Source organism: Thiomicrorhabdus chilensis DSM 12352 (genome assembly GCF_000483485.1).
Classification (GTDB): Bacteria; Pseudomonadota; Gammaproteobacteria; order Thiomicrospirales; family Thiomicrospiraceae; genus Thiomicrorhabdus; species Thiomicrorhabdus chilensis.
On the sequence record NZ_KI519609.1, the window covers coordinates 2157581 to 2174048 of the forward strand.

Below are 16468 nucleotides of genomic sequence, written 5' to 3' on the forward strand. Positions count from 1 at the left end.
AAAACCCCAGGACCCGGCTCTGATCAACCGACCTGATGAATCGCCTTGAGTTTGGCGAGCTGCTCTGAATAATCGTTTTCCGCACGCGGAGAAGGACCCAACGGATCAGTTGTCAACTCACGCCCCAACAGCACTTCAAAACTGCCGGCGACCGAATGCGCCAAAGGCTCAAGTTCATAGCCGCCACCCAAAGACAAACTCAGCCTTCCACCACATAAATCCGCCGCCGTATTCTTCAACCTCGCCACAAGCTGGTTAAAACCATCAATGCTCATGCGATGTTCGGCCAGAGGATCCATCCAGTGTGCGTCATACCCGGCGAATGCGATGATGTGTTGGGGCTTGAAAGCTTGCAACTTAGGTACAATAATCTCTTCAAACGCCTTCAAATAAGCCATATCTCCAGCGCCACTGCCAAACGGACAATTTACATTGGTACCCTTTGCATCACCTTCACCAACGTGCTCGGCCGCACCGGTCATCGGCCAATAGGGGTGCTGGTGAATCGAGATCGCCATAATGCTCGGGTCATTCTCGGTCAAATCCTGAGTACCATTACCATGATGCACATCAAAATCGATAATCGCCACACGCTCGACTCCACGATAGTGTTGCAACGCTCGAGCGGCAATCACATCCGAATTGAACAGACAAAACCCCATGGCTTTGCTTTCCAACGCATGATGGCCAGGCGGTCTCAACAATGCAAATCCGTTGTCCACTTGGCGGTCATAGACGGCTAGATTTAATTGGATTGCACCACCCGCCGCCATCTTGGCTGCTTCATAAGAGGCCGCCGTCAGATAGGTATCGCCCAAATAAGGATTAAAGTACCCGCCTCCATATTCGCTGATACTGGCGATTTCATCAATATAGCCCTGAGTATGCACCCAGTTGAGTTCCTCCAACGTCGCCAATCTTGCTTTGACCGGCGTCAAAGCTTGCCATAATTCACGACGTTGCAATTCCTCATCAATCGCCACCAGACGTTGTGCATTCTCGGGATGGTCGGCTTGAGTATGCTCATAAAATAACGGATCCAGTACCACTCCTGTCGAATTTGGACTCGGCTTAATCGGTTTGCCGCAACTGGCCATGGACAGTGAAGCTCCTGACACCGCACTCAACGCCAACAATTGTCGAATAAACTCTCTGCGACCCTGCATCTCTTCCTCCTCAACCCTTAAACACTTTTCGTGCATCATTAAAGGCTTGTAAATAAAAGGTTCCATAATCGCTACGATGTTTTTGCATCTTGCTCTGCTCAAACCCTTTAGCCATATTCAGAAGGCGTCCATAGTCGCCCTCCTCTTCAAGTATTCCGTCGATAATGCTGCGACTCAAAGGCAGCTGGTTCAACACCTTTTCCAATGGCTGTCCCATGATGACATCCAGCAAAGAGAACAGGCCTGCCAGATAATACGACTCTTCGGCAGACAAGCGTTCTTTCAGGGCGATTTCCCGCATGAAAATCGCCCGCGTCAACGCCATCACAAACACCTCCGGAACCACGTCATTGACGGCCGCCATCGACAGCATCGTCGTCCAGGACTGCACCCGCTTCAGGCCAAACAGCATCATCACTTCTTTAATGGTATCGAATTCCGGCATGGAGCGAGTTCTGTACTGGTAAGCCATCTTGAGTAACTTATGTGACAAGCCTACATCACGCTCGACCACCAATTGCAACTCGTTCAGAGCAATCTGCGGGTCAGCGATCTTCTGCAACAAATCCAAAAGATTGAGCTTAGCGACCGAAACTTTTTTACCCTCGACAATCTCCGGCTTGGCAAAGAAATAGCCCTGAAACAGATCACAGCCTGAATTCAAGCAGGCCTTGTAAATCTCGCGGGTTTCCACTTTTTCCGCCAGCAGGGTCGCCTGTGTGATCTTCTTGATTTTTGAAAACAGTAAAGGAATCTTTTCCAGCGGCACCTTGTGCATTTCAAGTTTGATTACGTCCGCCAATTTCAAAAAAGGCACGTACTCTTTTTTGAAAATGAAGTCATCCAGCGCAATCTGAAAGCCCAGGTTCTTGAGTTGAGACAAGCCTTCAATCACCTCTGGAGTCGGACGAACGTCCTCAAGCACTTCAATCACGATATATTGCGGGCTGAATGCGGGATCAACCTCCGCGTGAAAGAAATTCTCCGGGAAATTGACATAAGCCTGATGCGGCCCCACCAGTTCATCCAATCCGATGCCCAGCATGGCATTATAGATAACGGTTTCTGTGGCGGTGTCACCGCACTCGAAATTGGCCTGGTTTTGAGAGGCATCTCCCCTGAAAAGGAGTTCGTAAGCCACCAACTGGCTGTTTTTATCAAAAATCGGTTGCCGACCCACAAAAATGTCAGAGTGACTCACTGTAATTAAACCATCCTAGAAACAATTAAACCAAAATATCAAAAAAAGGCCATCCGTGGCCAATCAGTTTATTTATGATACCTATAAAATCAAACCCTGTTCAAACCTGATTAAAATCAATTGCCTAGCGTTTTACAAAACACTTGATTCCCTAAAAATGAACAGGCCTGTCGTTTTTACCAGCCGTCATCGGCAAATATCGCGATAAGGTGCCAGCAAAGGGCCCAAGCCATTCAACGAAAAGCCATACTCAAAATTCCCTAAGGTTCGATGAGACAACTCAAGCTGCAACATTTTAGAGGCCGCCAGTTTATTCAAAAATTCATCGTAAGCCTCTTGCATGGCGTGCATTGAACCCAAACCAACAGAACCGAACTCGATACGAATTTTATTGGAGTGCTCCTCAACACTATCCGTGGCCTTCAATACCCCTTGCAAGCCGTCAGACTGCAAAGTCGAACCTTCCAATGAATAACGAAGCTGCAGAAGACGCGGTGACTCGCTGATCACTTCATCATTAAACAGCAAAACCTGCAATAAAGGAAAGGGCGACATACGTGTACAACTCACCCCAAAAAAGGCCTCCCGGTCTGCCAGCTTGGTAAAGAGCTCAATACCATCCACACTGCCTTGGGCATCCTCATAAATGGTGAGGTGATAATCCCCCATCACTTTTTGCTGACTGGCCGCAATCACCCCTTGAGTAATCAAGGCTCCTGTAAAAAAGACAAACACTTTCCCAAAAAACGACACCCAGCCTCTCCATTTAACATTCATACACTTAATTTTCCGGCTATAAAGTTTTCAAAACTTGAAATCATCCTATAAGCCAATCACCAAAAAACTTATAATATATAAATATACCTTATAACATTTTTACAAACGATTTTTATCGTTCTGGATTAACCATGAAACACACTATCGACGTCACCCAAAAAGAATACCTGCTTAAGCCCGATACCACTATTGTTTCGCGCACCGATTTACACGGAAACATCATTGAGGCCAATGAAGCCTTTATCGAGGCCAGCGGATTCGATTGGAGCGAACTGGTTGGCCAGCCCCATAATATCCTGCGCCATCCCGACGTACCCGCCGCCGTCTTCAAGGACTTCTGGCAAACCATCCAAGACGGCAAGCCGTGGTCACAAATTGTCAAAAACCGCCGCAAAAACGGCGATCATTACTGGGTGGTCGCCAATGCCACCCCCATTTTCGAAAACGGCGAGATCAGCGGCTACATGTCGGTCAGAACCCCCGCCAGTGAAACCCAAAAGCAAGCCGCTGAAGAAGCTTACAAAGCAATCGCTTCGGGGCAGGCGCAGTTACGTAATGGTGAAATCGATACCTTGGCCAGCAAGTTCAACCTGCTCAATCATTTTGACCTCACCCCCATCATTATGACCCTGTCTTTGCTGCTGTTGGCCTCGCTGTTGTTTCCACTGTTTTTTGAAAACCTGCTTCCCGACGTCGTTTTTGAAGTTTCCGGAATAGTTCTGACGGCCAGTATCATCTGGATCACGACTCTCAATGGACGACGCCTGAGCACTTTATCCGGACACATCGCATCACTGGCAGAAGGCAATTTCAGAAACGACATCCACTCTCAGGGAAGCAGTCTGATGAGCCGTACCCTCAGCCGCCTGAAATCCATGCAAATCAAGCTGGGGGCAGACATTGACGATGTCCATGCCGCACTCAACAACGCCAAACGCATCGAAAGCGCGCTGGATTCGGCCTCATCCAATATCATGGTGGCAGACCGCTTCAGAAGCATCATTTTTATGAACCAGTCGGTCAGAGCCATGTTAAAGGAAATTGAAGCCGACATTCAGCAAGACCTACCGGCATTCAGCGCCGACAAACTGATTCGTCAAAGCATCGATGTGTTCCACAAAAACCCGGATCATCAGCACCAGCTTCTGGACAATCTGACCCAAACCCATACGGCGCGCATCCAATTAGGCAAAGAGGTGGTTGATCTGGTCATTGACCCGATTTTTGATGAAGAGCGAAACCGCATCGGCACCGTTGCCGAATGGAAGCGCATGACCAGCCAATTGGCGATTGAAGACGAGATTTCCCATATTGTCTCGCAAGCAGCCAAAGGCGAATTAAGCGGCCGTATCCATACCGAACAACTTAAAGGATTTGAAAAACAACTGTCTTCGTCAATCAACCAGCTACTCAACAGTTTTGCCGATACCACACAGCGCTTGAACGACATTCTTACGCAAATGAGTCACGGCGATTTGACGCAGCGCTTACAGGGGGAATTTGAAGGTGAACTGCTGTCCATGAAAGAAGCGGTCAACGGCGCGCTATCCAACATCAACCAAACGTTTGGACAGGTAAAACAAGGCGCTCAGGAAATTGGCAACATGTCCAAAGAGGTCGCCGATGCGAGTATGGACCTGTCCGACCGCACACAACAGCAAGCCGCCTCCGTCGAGCGCACCACCGCCAATATGGAAGAACTCAACACCACATTGCAACGCTCCGCGGAAAGCACCCAGAAAGCCAATCAGCTTTCCCTTGAATCGGCCAACCAAGCGGAAAGCGGGATTAAGGTGATGCAAGACACCATGCACGCCATGAACGGCATCAGCGAGCTGAGCAAACAAATTGGCGAGATTACCAGTGTGATTGACGGCATCGCCTTCCAGACCAACCTGCTTGCATTGAATGCCGCGGTTGAAGCCGCACGTGCCGGTGAGCATGGCCGTGGTTTTGCCGTGGTAGCCGGCGAGGTGCGCAGTCTCGCTCAAAAATCGGCTGAGTCCTCCAAACAGATTTCCTCCCTGATCTCGTCAGCCTCAACCCAAATCGAGAACGGCACCCAGCTGGTCAACGAGACCAATGAGGCTTTCAAGGAAATGGTGCTTAAAATTCAGGAAGTGGAAACCTTGATTTCAGAAATCTCCACCTCCACCAGCGAACAGGCTGAAGGCGTGTCCCAGGTCAATCAGGACATTTCAAGTCTGGATCAGATGACGCAGCAAAATGCGGCGCTGGTGGAGCAACTTTCGGCCACAGCAGGCAATATGAGCGAACAGGCCAGAATACAGGCGGAATTTGTCGACCGCTTCAAACTATCAGGCATGCAACATGCCAATCCGATTCCCAAGGCTCGCCTTGAAAGCCCAAAGCCAGCGCCAAAAACCTTAACCGCGCCGGCCAGATCCATTGCACCGCTAAAATCACCTGAAACAAAACAGGTTCAAGACTCCGGGGAATGGAGCGAATTCTAGTCCGCTTGCAAAACCAACAGGCCTGCCCATTTTGCACAGGCCTGTTGATATTAGAGGCTAAACGACCTCTTTACACCTCGGCCAGATCCCCCTTATCTTCAAGCCATGACTTACGGTCTGAAGCGCGTTTCTTATTCAACAACATGTCCATCATCTCATGCTCCTCGTCCAGAGGATCAAGCTGCAACTGAACCAAACGACGGGTTTCCCGCATCATGGTGGTTTCCCTTAACTGAAGCGGGTTCATCTCACCCAAGCCCTTGAAGCGCGTGACCTGAATCTTGCCGGGCAACTTTTCGGCTGCGATGCGATCCAGAATGCCTTCGCGTTCGGCTTCGTCCAAGGCATAAAACACTTTTTTACCGACATCGACCCGGTATAAAGGTGGCATGGCGACATATACATGCCCCTGCTCCACCAATCTCGGAAAGTGACGCACAAACAGCGCACAGATCAAGGTGGCGATATGGGCTCCATCCGAATCGGCATCAGCCAGAATGCAGATTTTACCGTAACGCAATCCGCTCAAATCGTCCGACCCGGGATCGACCCCGATGGCCACACTGATGTCATGCACCTCCTGCGATGCCAGAACCTGCCCGGCTTCAACTTCCCAGGTATTCAAGATCTTGCCTCGCAACGGCATGATCGCCTGATAGTTCTTATCACGCGCCTGCTTGGCCGAACCGCCGGCGGAATCCCCCTCCACCAGAAACAGCTCGGTCAAGGTCAGGTCGCTTTCGGTACAATCGGCCAACTTGCCGGGCAGAGCCGGACCCGAAGTGATTTTTTTACGGGTGATTTTCTTGGCTTTTTTGCTGCGATTGCTGGCATTTTGAATCACCAATTCTGCGATTTTCTCGGCCACTTCGGTATGCTGATTAAGCCAAAGGCTCAAAGCATCCTTGACCACACCGGAAATAAACGGCACGCACTCGCGTGACGACAGGCGTTCTTTAGTTTGCCCGGCAAACTGGGGCTCATGCACCTTGGCCGAAAGCACAAACGCCACATTTTGCCAAACGTCTTCCGGGGTAATCTTCACCCCGCGCGGAATCATATTACGAAATTCGCAGAATTCACGCACCGCATCCGTCGCGCCGGAGCGCAGACCATTCACATGGGTGCCGCCTTGCGGCGTAGGAATCAGGTTCACATAACTTTCCAACAAGGTTTCACTTGGCTCCACCAACCAGGCAATCGCCCAGGACACGCCCTCGTAATCGGTCTGGCTTTCACCGATAAAGCCTTCCAAAGGCAGGCGCTCCAGACCATCAAGCGCTTCGTTCAGATAATCCTGAAGACCGTTTTCGAAATGCCAGACATCGGTCTCATTACTGACTTCATCGACAAAGGTCATTTTCAGGCCCGGACTCAATACCGCTTTGGCTCTGAGAAGGTGTTTGAGCTTGGCCAAGGCGTATTTGGCCGAGTCAAAAAACTTGGCATCCGGCCAGAAACGCACGAAGGTGCCGGTGTTTTTCTTGCCGACCTTGCCCACCACTTCCAAAGGAGAAGCCAAATCTCCGTTTTCAAAGGCGATATCAAACAATTTGCTGTCACGACGAATCTGAATCTCTACCCGTTTCGACAGGGCATTGACGACCGAAATCCCCACCCCGTGAAGACCGCCGGAAAACTGGTAGGCCTTGTTGGAGAATTTTCCCCCGGCATGCAAACGCGTCATGATGACTTCAACCCCCGGCACTCCTTCTTCGGGATGGATGTCCACCGGCATGCCACGACCATCATCCAGAACACTCATGGAGCCATCCGCATAATGGGTCACGGTGATTTCACTGGCGAAACCAGCAATCGCCTCATCCACACTGTTATCGATGACTTCCTGCGCTAGATGGTTGGGGCGCGTGGTGTCGGTATACATTCCAGGACGTTTACGGACGGGATCCAAACCGGTTAATACTTCAATTTCAGCCGAGTTGTAGTTTCCACTCACAGTGAAGACTCCTAGTGATAAAATGGGATAAATTTCAATGAATTTTCAGAATCATATCATAGAATCATGCCACAAAACCTCATCAAACTCCCTTGCGGCTGGGAGAATGTGCTCGCCGGTGAATACCAAAAACCCTACCTGCAGACTCTGCAGTCTTTTTTGCAAAAAGAGATCGCCGCCGGCAAACAGATATTGCCCAAACAAGAAGAATGGTTGAACGCATTAGAAAGCACACCGTTTGAAAACGTCAGGGTGATCATCATCGGCCAGGATCCCTACCCAACACCCGGGCACTCACATGGACTCTGTTTCTCAGTTAAACCCGATGTCAAACCCCTGCCCAAATCCTTACTCAACATCAACAAGGAACTGCTGAGCGATCTCAATATCGATAATAACCATATCGGTTACCTGCAACCCTGGGCCAAGCAAGGTGTGCTTCTGCTCAACGCGGTGCTCACGGTGGAAGCCTCAAACAGCAACTCCCACCAGAATAAAGGCTGGGAACAGTTCACCGATGCGGTTATCCAACAAATTAACGACCGCCTTTCACATTGTGTTTTCATTTTATGGGGTGGCTACGCACAAAAGAAGGGACGCTTCATTGACCGCACCAAACACTTGGTGCTTGAGAGCGCCCACCCGTCACCGCTCTCCGCCTATCGCGGTTTTTTCGGTAGCCACCCGTTTTCCCAAACCAATAACTACCTAATCAGTCACGGCAAAAGCCCAATCAACTGGCAACTTTAATCATAAACAAATTTAGTGTCACGACCATTAAATGCTTTTATTGCGGCATGCAAATTTTCAACTGCAGTTCACCTAAAGCCCGTGCTATGCTTCGTTCTTACTAAAATCACGTACTGACAAGGAATCTCCGTGAAAAAAACCAGTTTATGGAGCCGCACCAAAATTTCCACCTTAAGCACTCTGCTACTCGCCATGATGGTCATGGCGGGAATCTTCTTTACGACGGCTTTTTCATTAATCAAATCCGACACCCAGACCATCCAAGAGCACTGGCACCAATATCAGGAAGCGAACACGCCCGAGCAATCCAAACACCATGCTGAATTGTTGGAAACCCAGATCATCGAAGTCAACCAGCTGACCACCTATTTTATCGTCGCAGTCTTGTTGGCAGTGATTGCCTTTATCATTCTGATGTATGCCACCCTGATTGGAAAAATCGCACGGCCCCTGCAAAGAATGCAGAAAGGCATCACCGAAATCACCCAGAGCAATGACTTCTCCACCCAATTGCCGATACAGTATCAGGATGAGGTCGGACAGGTTCTGCAAAGCTTCAATCACCTGACTCAAAACCTGAAAAACGTATTTGACGAAACCAACCAACAACTCGACAAGGTCGCCAACGGTCAGTTCGATCAGCAGGTAAGAGTGGAGGTGGGCGGCGACTTGTTGCGTTTCAAAGATAACGTCAATGCCTCAATTCAAAGCGTATCGCACACCATGCACTCATTGGAATTGGTGGTGGATGCGATTGCCCAAGGTGATTTTTCGGTACGTATGGACAGCGCGGTCAAAGGCGAACTCAAAGAGAAAGTCGATCATGCCATGATCTCCATGGACCAGGTGGTGGACAATATCAACCACGTCATGCAACAAGTCTCAAACTGCGAACTTCGTGAACGCATTGAGGTTAACGCTTTTGGCCGCATGGACGAATTGAAACGCTATATCAATAACGCATTGAACACCTTGGAAAACGGGCTTGACGCGATCAACTCCTCAATCCAATCGCTTTCGGAGCAGAACTTGACCTTCCATATAGATGGCCAATTTTCCGGCGAGATGGAATTGGTCAAGAACCAACTCAACCACACCACCCGGAAACTCAATAACACCTTGCAGACGGTCAATCAAACCTCGGAAATGGTCAACCAGAACGTGACACTCATTTCCGACGGAAACCAAGCATTGGCACAACGCACCCAACAGCAGGCCGCAGCGATCGAACAGACCGCCTCGACCATGGAACAGATGACGGCCTCAGTCACTCAATCGGCCGACAACGCCTTGCGCGCCAGCCAACTAACCCAAGATACTCGACGTCTCGCCAGTGACGGAGCCGACGTGATGCGCTCATCGGTCGATTCGATGCAAAAAATCCAAAGTTCAAGCATTCGCATCAGTGACATTGTGGGCCTAATTGACAGCATCGCCTTTCAAACCAATTTGCTGGCATTGAATGCGGCAGTGGAAGCCGCTCGTGCCGGTGAGCAAGGGCGAGGGTTTGCAGTCGTAGCGGGGGAGGTGCGCAATCTGGCACAAAAATCTTCAGAGGCCGCCAAAGACATTCGCAACCTGATCGATGAAGTGGTAGAACAAGTCAACCAAGGAGCGGATCAGCTAGACGAGACCAACGAAGCCTTTGAGCGCATCAATCAAGGCATCCAACAGGTTAATGACATCGTCATGGAAATTACCGCCACGACCAAAGAACAGGCCGCCGGCATTCAACAGGTCAACCAAGTCATCGGCGAGCTGGACAACGGCATACAACAAAATGCGCGTATGGTTGAGGAAAGCTCGCGAAACTCCATGCAGCTGCTGGAACAGGCCAACCAACTCAACGACGAAGTACACCTGTTCGAATTTGATGAGGCGCCTGCACGCCTGCCAAATCCTTAACTCAAAAACGGGCAGGCCTGCCTGTTTTGAACATCAAAAAAACCAAAACGCCCTGCAAGCGCAGGACCGACAAGCCGACTTAACTTACAAACACTGCCTAAACCAGGCTTCGATTTGTGCATTGACCTCGGCCGCTTTCATTCCGCTGACATCCAATGGCTTGCTGATATAAACATCAATGATACCCGGTTTCTTGATAAAACTGTTTTTGGGCCAGCAGCTACCGGCATTGTGCGCCACCAGATAAACCGGCTTCTGCGCCTTTATCGCCAACATCGAACCGCCGACATTAATTTTTCCCAGTTCACCCACCGGCATACGTGTTCCTTCCGGAAACACGACCACCCAATCGTCACCCTGCAAACGCGCCACCCCTTCACTCAACATCTGATTCAATGCCTTGCGTCCGGCGGAACGGTCTATCGCAATCGGATTAAGCAGCTTCATGCCCCACCCGAAAAACGGCACCTTCAAGAGTTCACGCTTGAGCACGTAAGCCTGTCGCGGAAAAATCTGCTGAAACGCCAGTGTTTCCCAAGCGGATTCATGTCTCGATAGAATCAAACCAGTTTGGCTCGTATCGATATGGTCGGCACCATGCACACGGTACTTGACCCCACAAGTAAAACGCAGCCAGAACAGACAAAAACGCGCCCAATAGTGCATAAAAGCGTAACGTGTCTTAAAGGAGAAAGGTCGGGTCAACTGCCCCAGCACCGAAAACAGCACCAAGGTCAAACCTTGCCCAATTGCAAACAATAACGAACGCAAAAACCAAATCACTTTCATTTTAAAATCGCCTCCACAGCGGCCAGTAAATTGTCATATACCGGAATCTCTTCCAGCAGTGCATCCTGAGTTTCCAAAGTACGTTCCCCTTTGCCCGTTCTTACCAGATAAGGATTTAAACCTTTGGCCAAGGCAACGCGCATATCCGCCAAGGTATCGCCCACCATCGGCGCGCCCTGTAAAGACAAAGCAAACCGGTTTTCTATGGCGGTCAACATACCTGTAGACGGCTTGCGGCAAGGCGTATTATCCCCACCGACATAAGGCGAAAAGTTGATCCAATCGATTTTTGCACCCTGTGCGCCCAAAAGCGCCTGTAATTTTTGATGCATGGCGCTCAGGGTCGCCCGGTCGTAATAGCCTCTGCGTACACCAGACTGATTGGTCGCCACCGCCACCAGCCATCCGGCCTGCTTGAGCTTTGCAATCGCCTCAATGCTGCCGGGTACCGGGTGCCATTCATCTGGCGATTTGATAAAGGCATCAGAATCCTCATTGATGACCCCGTCCCGATCCAAAACGATGATTTTCTGTTTAGCGGTTTGCTGCATAAATCCTATTCCATAAAAATGCAAAAATCCCGCCGAAGCGGGATCGATTCCATTTATTCACGCCTTAAGAACATTGCCATACGTTACAGGCGTGAAATATCCGCGACCTGCAAGAATAACTGATAAATCTGATTCAATAACGCCAAACGGTTCAGACGGACATCTTCATCATCCACCATCACCATCACATCATCAAAGAAACGGTCAACCGCGCCACGAATACCCGCTAAAGACTGAATCGCCGCCGTATAATCACGCCCGGCAATCAAACTGCTGGCCGACTCGCGTAGGCTTTCCAGTTCCTGCCATAAAGCCTGTTCCGCCGCCTCGCTTAATAATGACTCATTCACTGTTTCAGGAATCGAACCGTCAATTTTTTTCAACAAGTTGTTGATACGCTTATTGGCGGCACTCAAACTTTCTGCCGCGTCCAACTCGGCAAACGTCTTGACGGCCTGGATACGTTTGGCGAAATCAACCGGATGCGCCGGGCGGCAGACTCTGACGGCCTCAAACTGTTCGGCCGTGACGCCCTGATCGGCATAATAAGCGCGCAGACGGCTGATAATGAAATCGTAGATTTCATCAATCAGCTGTTCACCGCTTTCAATACCGTCATGCAAGTCCAGGCTATACTGGATCAACAAACGCAAATCCAGATCCAGCTCTTTCTCGATCATGATACGCACCAGACCCAAAGCGGCACGACGCAACGCAAACGGATCCTTGTCTCCGGTCGGCACTTGGCCAATTCCGTAGATACCGGTAATGGTATCGAGCTTGTCGGCAATCGCCAAAGCTTGCGCCAAAGCCGACGCTGGCAACGCATCCCCGGCAAAACGCGGTTGATATTGCGCATCCAACGCTTCGGCGACATCAGCGGTTTCATTCTGCTGTTGTGCATAATAACGTCCCATGACGCCTTGAAGGTCCGGAAATTCGCCGACCATTTCCGACATCAAGTCACACTTTGAAAGACGCGCCGCACGCTCGCATAACTCCGGAGAGACACCCAAAGGTTTTCCGACTTTAACGGTCAGGGTTTCCAGACGTTCGACCTTGTCGAACAGGGTGCCCAGCTTCTGCTGGAACACCACGGTCTTCAATCTCGGTAAAAAATCATCCAACGGCTGTTTACGATCCTGATCCCAGAAGAACTTGGCGTCCGACAAACGCGGTCGAATGACACGCTCATTACCGAATTTAACCGATTCCGGATTGGAGCTTTCGATATTGCTGATGGTGATGAACTTGGCCATCAATTTGCCATCCGCTCCAAACATATGAAAATATTTTTGATGTCCTGCCATGGCTGAAATCAACGCCTCCGGAGGAACCGCCAAAAAGGTTTCGTCAAAATCACCCACAACTGCGACCGGCCATTCGTTCAGGGCGGTGACTTCTTCCAGCAGTTCCTCGTCGATTTCGGCCACGCCACCCGCCTGCCTGGCAACCGCCTCTACCTGCTGACGAATGTCAGCCGCACGTTTTTCAAAATCGGCCTGCACGTAACCTTGTGTGAACAGAGTATTCGCGTAGTCAGACGGCTGATTGATCACCAATTCCTGAGGGGCGTGGAAACGATGACCGCGAGTGGTATTGGAAGTTTGGTGCCCCAGAATCGTTGCTGGTACGACATCCTCGCCCAACAGCATCAAGGCCCAATGCACCGGACGGACAAATTCGACGTCTGAATTACCCCAGCGCATGCGTTTGGGGATCGGCAGCTTCGCCAAGGATTGATTGACGATGTCCGGTAAAAGTCGGGTTGCAGGCAAACCTTTCTGTTCGAGGTTATAGGCCATCCACACGCCTTTTTCGGTGTCGATTTCAATCAACTCTTCAACCGCAACGCCACAACCACGGGCAAAACCCTGTAATGCTTTAGTCGGGTTGCCGTCTGCATCAAACGCGGCTTTTTTAGCCGGACCTTTACGCTCGACAATTTTGTCCGCCTGTTGAGTCTGCAAGGCTTCAATTTTGACCGCCAAACGGCGCGGCGCGGCATAAAGAGTCACTTCCCCATGCGACAGTTCCGCTTCCACCAGGCCTGCTCGAATTCCGTCGGCAAAGGCTTGGCTTAACTTTTTCAAGGCTTTAGGAGGCAGTTCTTCTGTACCGATTTCAACCAAAAAGTCTTCAGTCATTGTTAAATCAGCCATTATTTCTCCTCCTGATTTTTGACTAATGGGAATCCTAAAGCTTCACGCCCTTCGTAATACGCTTCGGCGATCTGTCTGGCCATGGTGCGCACTCGTCCGATAAAACGGGCGCGTTCAGTCACCGAAATGGCGTGACGTGCATCCAGCAGGTTAAAAGCATGAGAGGCTTTCAATACCTGCTCATAAGCAGGCAGCGGCAATTTATCCGCCACCAGGCCTGCAAAAATCTCCTCGCATTCGTCAAACACGCGGAACAACTTATCCGTATCCGCTTTCTCGAAGTTGTAGGTCGACATTTCCACTTCATTCTGATGGAACACGTCACCGTAGGTCACTTTGCCATCCGGCCCGTTCACCCAGGTCAGGTCGTAAACGCTGTTGACCCCCTGCAAATACATGGCAATGCGCTCCAGACCGTAAGTGATCTCTCCAGTCACAGGACGGCATTCCAGCCCCCCTACTTGTTGAAAGTAGGTGAACTGGGTGACTTCCATACCATTCAGCCAGACCTCCCAGCCCAGACCCCAGGCCCCCAAAGTCGGTGATTCCCAGTTATCTTCAACAAAACGGATATCATGTTCCAAAGGATCGATTCCCAGCATACGCAGCGAATCCAGATAGAGTTCCTGAATATTATCCGGCGAAGGTTTGAGCATCACTTGAAACTGGTAATAATGCTGCAAACGGTTTGGGTTCTCACCGTAACGGCCGTCGGTTGGGCGACGACAAGGCTGAACGTAAGCCGCACGCCAAGGCTCCGGCCCGATTGATCTCAGAAATGTGGCCGGGTGAAACGTCCCCGCCCCCATTTCAATATCGTAAGGCTGCATAATCACACAGCCGTGCTCGGCCCAAAACGCTTGTAGGGTTTGAATCATTCCTTGAAAGGTGCGGATATCCGTTGCTGCTTGTGATGACACAATCAAAACCTCTTAAACACTAAAATTAGGGAAACGCCTGCTATATTGACTTAAAGCGTGTAAAATCCGCTAATTATAACGTATTTAATGGACACTTTAGGAGTGTTCGAAGCGCTTATTTAACAAGATTGGCCACAATTCAAATCCGGTACCACTATGAACGAGAAAACTGAGAACCCAAGCCCCGCTCTTCGCATTGATGCCAAAGGCCTGAAATGCCCGATGCCGGTCATTAAACTGCAACAACAAGTGCGCTTGAGCCAACCCGGGGATCGAATTGAAATTGAATGCACCGACCTTGGCGCGGAGAAGGACATCAGCAGCTGGGCAAACGTCAACAAACACCTAGTGGAAGAGTGCCAACACACCGATTTTGGTTTACGCATCAGCCTTCGCGTTGAAGGTCGAAGTCGGGTATAATCGAGTGAAATTTGAATTTAAGCGGCCTCCTTTCTGAACGCCAACTGGCGTGGGCTGGACCCGCACATCAAAGAGAATGCGTAGCAAAACAATGAAAACCAAACACCATTCCATAAAACTATCAGGGTTGACGCTTTTATCCATCGCCCTGTTTGCCTTGACCTTATCGGTTCCTCACATTTCCACCGCCAACCTGCCGCTGGAACGAACCCAACTACCATTACCGGCGCTTAAATCAGACTATCAAAGCGCCGACATCCAGAGCGTTGAAAGCTTTTCTGAAAACGACTGGCAAAAACATGAAGTCAAAATCCCTAAAAACGGTTCCTTAGGGAGCGCCCTGGCCAGCCTCAATATTTCAGCGGCGACCACACACCAGATTGGTCAGCTTGAAAACAGTCGTCTGTTGACCCACTTAAGGGTCGGCGATACCTTGACGATCTGGGTGGACAAACACGCCACCCTGCAAAAGATACTCTACCCAAAATCCAAAACGCTAAGATATGAACTGCAGAAAAACGGCGATCAGTATCAAATCAAAACCGTACAGGAACAGGTTGATCTGCGTACCGAAGTGGCCACCGGAACCATTAGCAACTCATTTTATCTGGACGGACAGAATGCCGGCCTCAGCGCTAAGACCATTATGAACCTGGCCGACATTTACGCTTGGGACATTGATTTCATCCGCGAATTGCGCCCTGGAGACACTTTCAAAGTCATTTATGAGACCAAGTACCTGAACAACGAATACATTGGCGACGGCGACATCATCGCCGCACAGGTCACCACCAATAATCAACGCGAAACCCACAATGCCTTTCTGCTGAAAGACGGCGACGAAATCATCGGTTATTTCAATGAAGAAGGCAAAAACCTCAAAAAAGCATTTCTACGCAACCCGGTTGACTATGTGCGCATCACCTCCACTTTCAAACCCAAACGTTTCCACCCGGTACTCAAAAAATGGCGTGCTCATCGCGGCGTGGATTACGGTGGGCCAATCGGCACGCCGATTCGCGTTACCGGCAATGGAAAAATTGTTTTCAGGGGCTGGGGACGTGGCTACGGCAACTACATCAAGGTGCAGCATGCTGGCAAATACATGACCGTTTACGGCCACATGTCGAAATTCGGAAAATATAAAAAGGGAAGCTGGGTCAAGCAGGGTGATGTCATAGGCTACATCGGAAAAACCGGTCTGGCCACCGGCCCGCACTTGCATTATGAATTCCGCATTAACGGCAAACACCAGGATCCGTTGAAAATGAAATTCCCGGCAGCCAAACCGGTGGCTACCAAGTACAAAAAGCAGTTTAAACAGCAAAGTAACTTAATGCTCAGCCAACTTGAACGCTTCAGTCCAGAGCTGCAGATGGCTAGCTTCGAGTAGTCG

General features: G+C 50.0%; 13 protein-coding genes. 5 read left to right on the plus strand and 8 right to left on the minus strand.

What is annotated here, in order from left to right:
- Positions 1 to 23: 23 nt before the first annotated feature.
- From B076_RS0110230 to B076_RS0110240, 3 genes are all read right to left on the minus strand, one after another.
- On the minus strand, positions 24 to 1166 hold the full coding sequence (locus B076_RS0110230) for a histone deacetylase family protein (protein ID WP_028487230.1): 1143 nt from the start codon (positions 1164 to 1166) through the stop codon (positions 24 to 26).
- A 10-nt stretch (positions 1167 to 1176) separates the two neighbouring features.
- Positions 1177 to 2367 carry an EAL and HDOD domain-containing protein gene (locus B076_RS12720; protein WP_245566350.1) on the minus strand — a complete coding sequence of 397 codons (1191 nt, stop codon included), beginning with the start codon at positions 2365 to 2367 and terminating at the stop codon, positions 1177 to 1179.
- 186 nt (positions 2368 to 2553) lie between these two features.
- Complete coding sequence (locus B076_RS0110240) at positions 2554 to 3144, minus strand: hypothetical protein (protein ID WP_028487231.1); 591 nt, start codon at positions 3142 to 3144, stop codon at positions 2554 to 2556.
- 131 nt (positions 3145 to 3275) lie between these two features.
- On the opposite strand from B076_RS0110240, the gene B076_RS12725 reads away from it, so the two are divergent.
- A complete protein-coding gene (locus B076_RS12725; protein ID WP_051347303.1) occupies positions 3276 to 5618 on the plus strand; it encodes a methyl-accepting chemotaxis protein in 2343 nt (780 codons plus the stop codon).
- Positions 5619 to 5688: 70 nt separating this feature from the next.
- On the opposite strand, the gene parE is transcribed toward B076_RS12725, so the two are convergent.
- Positions 5689 to 7575 (minus strand): DNA topoisomerase IV subunit B, encoded by a 1887-nt coding sequence (gene parE, locus B076_RS0110250; protein WP_028487232.1) that lies wholly within the window; start codon positions 7573 to 7575, stop codon positions 5689 to 5691.
- Between the two features lie 66 nt (positions 7576 to 7641).
- On the opposite strand from parE, the gene ung reads away from it, so the two are divergent.
- Positions 7642 to 8325, plus strand: coding sequence for a uracil-DNA glycosylase (ung, locus tag B076_RS0110255; protein ID WP_028487233.1), 684 nt, complete (start codon positions 7642 to 7644; stop codon positions 8323 to 8325).
- A 129-nt stretch (positions 8326 to 8454) separates the two neighbouring features.
- A complete protein-coding gene (locus B076_RS0110260; RefSeq protein WP_028487234.1) occupies positions 8455 to 10230 on the plus strand; it encodes a methyl-accepting chemotaxis protein in 1776 nt (591 codons plus the stop codon).
- An 84-nt stretch (positions 10231 to 10314) separates the two neighbouring features.
- Here the strand turns inward: B076_RS0110260 and B076_RS0110265 are convergent, their stop codons facing one another.
- The 4 genes from B076_RS0110265 to glyQ all read right to left on the minus strand — a co-directional run bounded on the left by B076_RS0110265 (position 10315) and on the right by glyQ (position 14610).
- On the minus strand, positions 10315 to 11019 hold the full coding sequence (locus B076_RS0110265) for a lysophospholipid acyltransferase family protein (protein ID WP_028487235.1): 705 nt from the start codon (positions 11017 to 11019) through the stop codon (positions 10315 to 10317).
- Positions 11016 to 11570: a D-glycero-beta-D-manno-heptose 1,7-bisphosphate 7-phosphatase gene (gmhB, locus tag B076_RS0110270; protein WP_038150537.1), complete on the minus strand. Its 555-nt coding sequence runs from the start codon at positions 11568 to 11570 to the stop codon at positions 11016 to 11018. Before gmhB ends, B076_RS0110265 begins: the two co-directional genes overlap by 4 nt.
- A gap of 83 nt (positions 11571 to 11653) precedes the next feature.
- Positions 11654 to 13732 (minus strand): glycine--tRNA ligase subunit beta, encoded by a 2079-nt coding sequence (glyS, locus tag B076_RS0110275; protein WP_038150539.1) that lies wholly within the window; start codon positions 13730 to 13732, stop codon positions 11654 to 11656.
- Complete coding sequence (glyQ, locus tag B076_RS0110280) at positions 13732 to 14610, minus strand: glycine--tRNA ligase subunit alpha (protein WP_038150540.1); 879 nt, start codon at positions 14608 to 14610, stop codon at positions 13732 to 13734. The genes glyS and glyQ overlap by 1 nt, the downstream gene beginning before the upstream one ends.
- Positions 14611 to 14808: 198 nt before the next feature.
- Between glyQ and B076_RS0110285 the strand changes: the two genes are divergently transcribed.
- Together B076_RS0110285 and B076_RS0110290 are read left to right on the plus strand one after the other, a co-directional pair.
- On the plus strand, positions 14809 to 15072 hold the full coding sequence (locus B076_RS0110285; protein WP_051347304.1) for a sulfurtransferase TusA family protein: 264 nt from the start codon (positions 14809 to 14811) through the stop codon (positions 15070 to 15072).
- Positions 15073 to 15148: 76 nt separating this feature from the next.
- The gene (locus tag B076_RS0110290) at positions 15149 to 16465 is read left to right on the plus strand and encodes a M23 family metallopeptidase (RefSeq protein WP_245566351.1); all 1317 of its coding nucleotides are present in this window, start codon (positions 15149 to 15151) and stop codon (positions 16463 to 16465) included.
- The last annotated feature ends 3 nt before the right edge of the window (positions 16466 to 16468 follow it).